Source organism: Halovivax sp., assembly GCA_007119345.1.
Taxonomy (GTDB): Archaea; Halobacteriota; Halobacteria; order Halobacteriales; family Natrialbaceae; genus Halovivax.
Map to the genome: position 1 here is coordinate 23613 of SKPV01000068.1, position 6613 is coordinate 30225.

Genomic DNA, 6613 nt, shown 5'->3' on the forward strand with positions numbered 1-6613 from the left:
CAGTAATGTGGACGCGTTCGGGAGAGATTCCGTGAAATGGCCGATTGAGAGTCGCTTGGCTCCGCCTAACCTGATCGGTTTCCCGGACGTTCCGGGTGAGCGACCCTCGCCGAGGTCGACAGGTCCGGCGGCCCACGCAGCGATCGACCCCGAACCGTCGACGCGATCCACGCCGTGGGGTCGCGACGCTGGTGCGGTCCGCGACCGGCGGTCGGTCCCCCGCGGTCGCGATCCGCGAGCGCAATCGTCTATTGGAGCGGCCGACCGATCGATCCGATCGGAAACGAGGCGCCGGGACTTCGGCTCCGCAGCTCGCGTCGGCGGTCCGGACGCCGGGGCCCCAGTGAGGAGACCGTCCGGGAATCCGCCGTCGGCGTCCGCCGCGCTCTCGCGACTGCTGTCGAGTGCGAATCGCCGCAGTTTCGCGCTGGCTGCGTATCAAAGCCGTCGTTTTACCACACCGGTTGTGGAAGGCGCTACGTGGCCCGTACCGGCCGGGCGTCCCGCCCTCGTCGTGCGGTTCCGAGGCGCAAGACGCGACCGATCTCGAGATCGCTGGCGACCGGACCGCCCGGTCACCGCCCACCACTCACCGATAATGACAACCGACGATCCCCCGACTGACGACGCGACGAACGATGACGTCGCAGACGAGACGGCGACCGACGGACCGACCACCGCCGACGCTCCTTCCGACGCGGACGAGTCGGCGACCGCCGACGCCGGCGACTCGACGGAACCGGTCGAGACCGACGGCGGCGAGTCCGAGCCCGGAACCAGCGGCGACCCGGCTGACGGCGACGGGGCCCAACGCAAGCGAGAGCAACTCGACGCCGTCCGCGAGAGTCCCGAGGGCGAGGAGCTGACCTCCGATCACGGCGTCAAGATCTCGAACACGGACGACTCCCTGAAGGCGGGCGAGCGGGGCCCGACCATCATGGAGGACTTCCACTTCCGGGAGAAGATGACCCAGTTCGACCACGAGTCGATCCCGGAGCGGGTCGTCCACGCCCGCGGGACGGGCGCCCACGGCTACTTCCAGCCCTACGAGGACCCGGACCTCGGCGACGAGTACGACGACATCTCCGAGCTGACGAAAGCGAAGGTGCTGACCGATCCCGACCAGCAGACCCCGGTCTTCACCCGCTTCTCCACGGTCGTCGGTTCGCGGGGCTCGCCCGACACCGTCCGCGACGTCCGCGGGTTCGCGACCAAGTTCTACACGGAGGAGGGTAACTGGGACCTCGTCGGGAACAACATCCCCGTCTTCTTCATCCAGGACGCGATGGAGTTCCCGGACCTCGTCCACGCCATCAAGCCCGAACCCGACGACGGGACGCCGCAGGCCTCGGCCGCCCACGACACCTTCTGGGACTTCGCCTCCCTCAAGCCCGAACTCACGCACATGCTCATGTGGGTCCTCTCCGGGCGTGCCCTGCCGCGCGCCTACCGGATGATGCAGGGCTTCGGCGTCCACACCTTCCGACTCGTCAACGACAAGGGCGAGTCGCGATTCGTCAAGTTCCACTGGACCCCCAAGTACGGCACCCAGCAGCTCGTCTGGGACGAGACCCAGAAGATCGCCGGCAAGAACCCGGACTTCAACCGGATGGACCTCTACGACGTCATCGAGGCGGGCTACGAACCTGAGTGGGAACTCGGCGTCCAGATCTTCGACGAGGACGAGGCCGAGTCGTTCGATTTCGACGTCCTCGATCCCACGAAGATCGTGCCCGAGACGGAAGTCCCGGTTCGCCCCATCGGGAGGATGGTGCTGAACGAGACGCCGGACAACTTCTTCGCGGAGGTCGAGCAGGTCGCGTTCCACCCCGGCAACGTCGTCCCCGGCATCGACTTCACGAACGATCCCCTCCTGCAGGGCCGGCTGTTCTCCTACCAGGACACCCAGCTCAACCGGTTCAACGGCGCCAACTGGGACGAGATCCCGATCAATCGACCGATCGCAGAACGTCACAACAACCAGCGCGCGGGGTTCATGCGCCAGGAGATCAATTCGGGCAAGGTGTCCTACAAGCCTAACTCGATCGGCGACGACGATCCGCAGGAGGTCCCCGCCGAGGAAGGTGGCTACGAGCACTTCGCGGAGAAGATCGACGGGAAGAAGATCCGGAACCGCAGCGAGAGCTTCGAGAACCACTTCGAGCAGGCGCGGCTGTTCTGGAACAGCATGACCGAGCCCGAAAAGCAGAACATCGTCGACGCCGCCCACTTCGAACTCGGCAAGGTCGACCGGATGGAGATCCGGGAGCGGATGGTCCACGACCTGTTCAACAACGTCGACCACGAGTTCGCGAAACGGGTGGCCGAGGGGATCGGCGTCGAGCCGCCCGAGGAACCGGGCGACGAGCTGCCCGATCACGACCGAGAGGACCCGAGCCTCAGCATCAACGAGCGCCGCGACGCCGACACGATCGAGACGCGGAAGGTCGCCGTCCTCGTCGACGACGGCTTCGACGCGGACCATCTCGAGACGGTCGAATCCACCCTGGAGGACGAGGGCGCTCGCGTATCGGTTGTCTCGAAGATCCTCGGCGACAAAGACGCGGAGAACGGCGATGCGGTGGCGGCGGACGAGAGTCACGTCACGACCGGCTCCATCCTGTTCGACGCGGTCTACGTCCCCGGCGGTCGCGAGCACGTCGACGCGCTGCTCGAGCAGGGCGGCGCCAAGCAGTTCGTCGCCGAGGCGTTCAAGCACAAGAAGCCGATCGCCGCGGCCGGCGACGGGGTCGACCTCTTCGAGGAAGTCGAGCTTCCGGGCGTCGACGTCGCGGACGACGGCGACGGCGTCGTCTCGGACCTCGGCGTGGTGACGTGCGGGTCCGACGACGGACTCGAGGAACTCGCCGAGGCGTTTCGCGACGCGATCGCCGCCCACCGCCACTGGGGACGGGACCCGAAGGAGGTGCCGGCGTAGGGGGACAGCCCGCGAGCGCGGACATCACGGGGGGACGCGAACCCCGGAGGGAGCCGGCGGCTCACTCGCTATCCGAGAGCGAGTAACCGGCTTCGGAGAGGGCCGTTCGAACGTGCGGTTCGTGGTCGGGGGAGAGTTCCTCGCGCGGCGTCACCCTGTCGCTGCCGTCGTCGACGTGGTCGAACTCGACGGTGATCGTCGCCACGTCCCCGCGTTCGCCGACCCCGACGAGTTCGACGAGCAGTTCGCTGCCGAACCGGTACACTTCGCTCGTCGTCACGTCCGTCATCCGCTGGGGCGGGTCGGGTTCGCTCATCGGTTCACGACGCCGGTTCGATCGCGGCGACGGCCGCGGCGGTTCGGTGCACTCTCTCGAGGAGGTCGAACGCGACGGATCGGTCGCGATCCGGCGTCCCCGTCGCCTCGACGTATCGGCCCGACGCGGTACGCAGATAGGCGAGTTCGCTCTCCGTGAACCGGTGTCGACCGGTTTCGAGCTCGTCGAACACCCGGTAGACGACGACCGGCGGCGGGTCGGTCTCGGCGGGGGCCTGCAGCGCCGATTCAACGCGATCGAGCAGGACGTGGTGGAGCAGCCACTGCTCTTCGCGGGAGAGATCCACGGAGAAGTCCTGTTGGTCGCTCGAACGGGCCATGGGCGGACTGGATCGACGCGGGGACGTACGGTGGCGCGGTCGGAAAAGACGCTGCCCATACATGTTGATTGGTGGCCAATCACACGGTCCCGGGGAACCTGGCGACGGGCGAGTCGCCGGGACGATCATCGCCAGCGGACCCGGTCGGACGTCGGGAACTGATGTACGGGCTGGGCATGCAAGCCCGGTTCGTTCCGGTCGACGCCCCGAGGCTCGAGATACGGACGGCCGCTCACTGCTGTCGATTTCCGAATCGTTCGCCGATACCGACGCGTCACGCGCAACACGCATGCAAAAAGCCATCGAGGTCGAGTACTGGACCGTCGACGAAGAGGGCGCCCTCGTCGAACCGGGGGCGCTGACCGAGTTCTCCGAGAACGTCGAGGGGGAGTTCGTCGAGCCGCTGTTCGAGCTGAAGACCGAGCCGTACGAGACGATCCCCGAGCTCAGGGCCGCGTTCGTCGACCGGCTCGCCGAGACCGTCGCTCGGGCGGACGAGCTCGGGAAGCGCCTCGTTCCGTTGGGGACGCCGATCGGCGAGGAGTCGATCGACTTTCGACCCAGCGAGCGCGGGCGGGTCCAGCGGGCGGTGATCGGCGACCGCTTTCGTCACGCGAAACACTGCGCCGGCACGCACCTCCACTTCGAGCAGCGCAACGTGGTCGACCAGCTCAACGTCCTCCTCGGGATCGATCCGGTGCTCGCGCTGGCCAACTCCTCGCCGTACTACAGAGGCGAGCGCCTCGCCGACGGCGCCCGCGCCTACCTCTACCGAAGGCGGACCTACGAGCTGTTTCCCGACCACGGCCAGCTTTGGGAGTACGTCGACACCGTCGCCGAGTGGGAGCGGCGCCTCCAGGCGCGCTACGAGGAGTTTCGCACCGCCGCGATCGACGCCGGAGTCGACGCGGACGCCGTCGACAGACACTTCTCGACCGACGACGCGGTCTGGGCCCCGGTACGCCTGCGCGAGGAGATGCCGACCGTCGAGTGGCGCTCGCCCGACGCGACGCTGCCGAGCGAGATCCTCCGGCTGACCGCGGACGTCGATCGACTGATGGAGGGGCTCCACCACACCTCGGTCCAGATCGGGACCGCCGGCGCGTTCGACGTCGCCGACGACGGCGTCACGCTCCCGCCGTTCGACGAGCTCCGCGACCTGACCGACGCCGCCATGCACGACGGCCTCGGGTCCGCGACCGTCCGCACCTACCTCGACCGGATGGGCTTCTCGCCGCGCGAGTACGACCCGCTCAGCCGGTGGATCGACGGCCCCGCTCGCGTGAGCGAGGCGGAGGCGCGGGCGCTCCGGCTGCGGTGCGCCCGGCGGCTGCGCGAAGACGTCGCCGCGCTACGAGAGGCGGCATCGGAATCCCGATCGCGGATACCATGGTCGTCAGAGTCGCCGTCGTCGACCGATTCCGAGTGACCTCGGTTCCCGTATCGTCCGCTGCGCCCTCGGAACGCCCGTCGACGGCGTCACGTCGAGAAGCGGTGGGGAACCCGCGGCCCGAAGCGAGCGACGCGTCACCTCGAGAACCGTCCCCGGTTCGCCTCCCTCGGGGGCACTTAGCGGGCGACCGTTGCCAGCGACGGATTACCCCGATCGATCCGTGACCGTCCGGTGTACCGGTGATATAACAAACCGTAGGGCCCCCGAAACCGCTGTCGGGCGCGAACGTGGGAACGGCGAACTTTCGACGCGGGGCGAGGGGACGATGGCGGCGGTAGGCAGGTGGACCGCCGCGGCCCTCCTCTTCGGACTCGGGCTCTCCGTGGCGCTCGCGGGTGGCATGGTCGTCGATCCGTCGCCGCAGGACGGGCCCCAGCCGGAGATCGCCGACGGACCGCCGAGTGCCGACGCGGACCAGCCCGATCCGCCGTGGGAGGCGGCGCTCGACGGACCGACGACCGCAGAAACGGCGCCCGGCGGACCGACGACCGCAGAAACGACCCCCGGCGGACCGACGACCGAGGACGCAGGATCGAACGCCCACTTGGCACCCCTCGACGCGGAGCGAGACGGCGAGTTACAGGTGCACTTCATCAACGTGGGGCAGGCCGACGCTACCCTGGTGGTGACGCCGTCGAACGCGACCGTGCTGATCGACACCGGCCACGCACTCGACGACGGGGAGTACGTCCTCGACTACCTGGAGGCCCACGGGATCGAGCGGATCGACTACCTCGTCGCCACCCACGGCCACTGGGACCACATCGGCGGCCACCCCGCGGTCATCGAGACGTACGAGGCGGAACTCGACGGCGTGGGGACGCTGTTCGATCCGGGCGTGGCCCACACCACGCGGACGTTCGAGTCCTACCTGGACGCGGTCGAGGCCCACGACGTGCCCCTGCGCGTCGTTCGCGAGGGCGACGCGGTGAACTGGGACGACGACCTCGACGTGTCGGTGCTGAATCCGCCGGACGAGGACCGGGCGGACGAACTGAACGACGACAGCCTCGCCTTCCGCGTCGAATACGACGAGGCGAGCGTGCTGCTCCCCGGCGACGCCGAGTGGGAGGCCGAACGCCGGATGGCCGGGACGTACGGCGACGACCTCGACGCGGACCTCTACAAGGCCGGCCACCACGGTTCGAACACGTCCTCGACCCCGTCGTTCCTGGCGCGCGTCGATCCCGACGTCGCCGTCGTCTCGTCGGCCTACGAGAGCCCGTTCGGCCACCCGAACGAGGAGGTGCTCGCAACGTTCGCTCACCAGGGGGTCGAGACGTACTGGACGGCCGCGCACGGCTCGACGGTCGCGATCTCAGACGGTGGGGGGTGGGATATTCGCGCCCAGGCGAACGCGACGACGGACCCGCGCGTCGTCCGCGCCGAACCGCCGGCGACGGCGCATCCGGCGGCGGGGGTCCCGCAGCCGCAGTCGGCCTCCGAAGCGCCGGTGACGACGGTCACCTCCCGCTGTTAGACCGGTCGGGCGCGGGGCCGTCGAGTTCGCTCTCGCTCGCGACCGCGGTCGTCCTCGCGCTGCACGCGGCGATCTCGCTCTCGGAG

The 6613-nt window shown here is 68.7% G+C and carries 5 protein-coding genes; 3 read left to right on the top strand and 2 right to left on the bottom strand.

Annotation, left to right across the window (positions count from 1 at the left end):
- Window positions 1–598: 598 nt before the first annotated feature.
- Window positions 599–2938 (top strand): catalase, encoded by a 2340-nt coding sequence (locus QZT59_RS05020; RefSeq protein ID WP_290812249.1) that lies wholly within the window; start codon window positions 599–601, stop codon window positions 2936–2938.
- A 61-nt stretch (window positions 2939–2999) separates the two neighbouring features.
- Here the strand turns inward: QZT59_RS05020 and QZT59_RS05025 are convergent, their stop codons facing one another.
- Window positions 3000–3254: a hypothetical protein gene (locus QZT59_RS05025; protein WP_290812252.1), complete on the bottom strand. Its 255-nt coding sequence runs from the start codon at window positions 3252–3254 to the stop codon at window positions 3000–3002.
- A 4-nt stretch (window positions 3255–3258) separates the two neighbouring features.
- Complete coding sequence (locus QZT59_RS05030; RefSeq protein ID WP_290812255.1) at window positions 3259–3594, bottom strand: hypothetical protein; 336 nt, start codon at window positions 3592–3594, stop codon at window positions 3259–3261.
- Between the two features lie 289 nt (window positions 3595–3883).
- Between QZT59_RS05030 and QZT59_RS05035 the strand changes: the two genes are divergently transcribed.
- Together QZT59_RS05035 and QZT59_RS05040 are read left to right on the top strand one after the other, a co-directional pair.
- Window positions 3884–5023, top strand: a complete 1140-nt coding sequence (locus QZT59_RS05035; RefSeq protein ID WP_290812257.1) for a glutamate-cysteine ligase family protein — start codon at window positions 3884–3886, stop codon at window positions 5021–5023.
- 289 nt (window positions 5024–5312) lie between these two features.
- Window positions 5313–6527, top strand: coding sequence for a ComEC/Rec2 family competence protein (locus QZT59_RS05040; protein ID WP_290812260.1), 1215 nt, complete (start codon window positions 5313–5315; stop codon window positions 6525–6527).
- Window positions 6528–6613 lie beyond the last annotated feature (86 nt).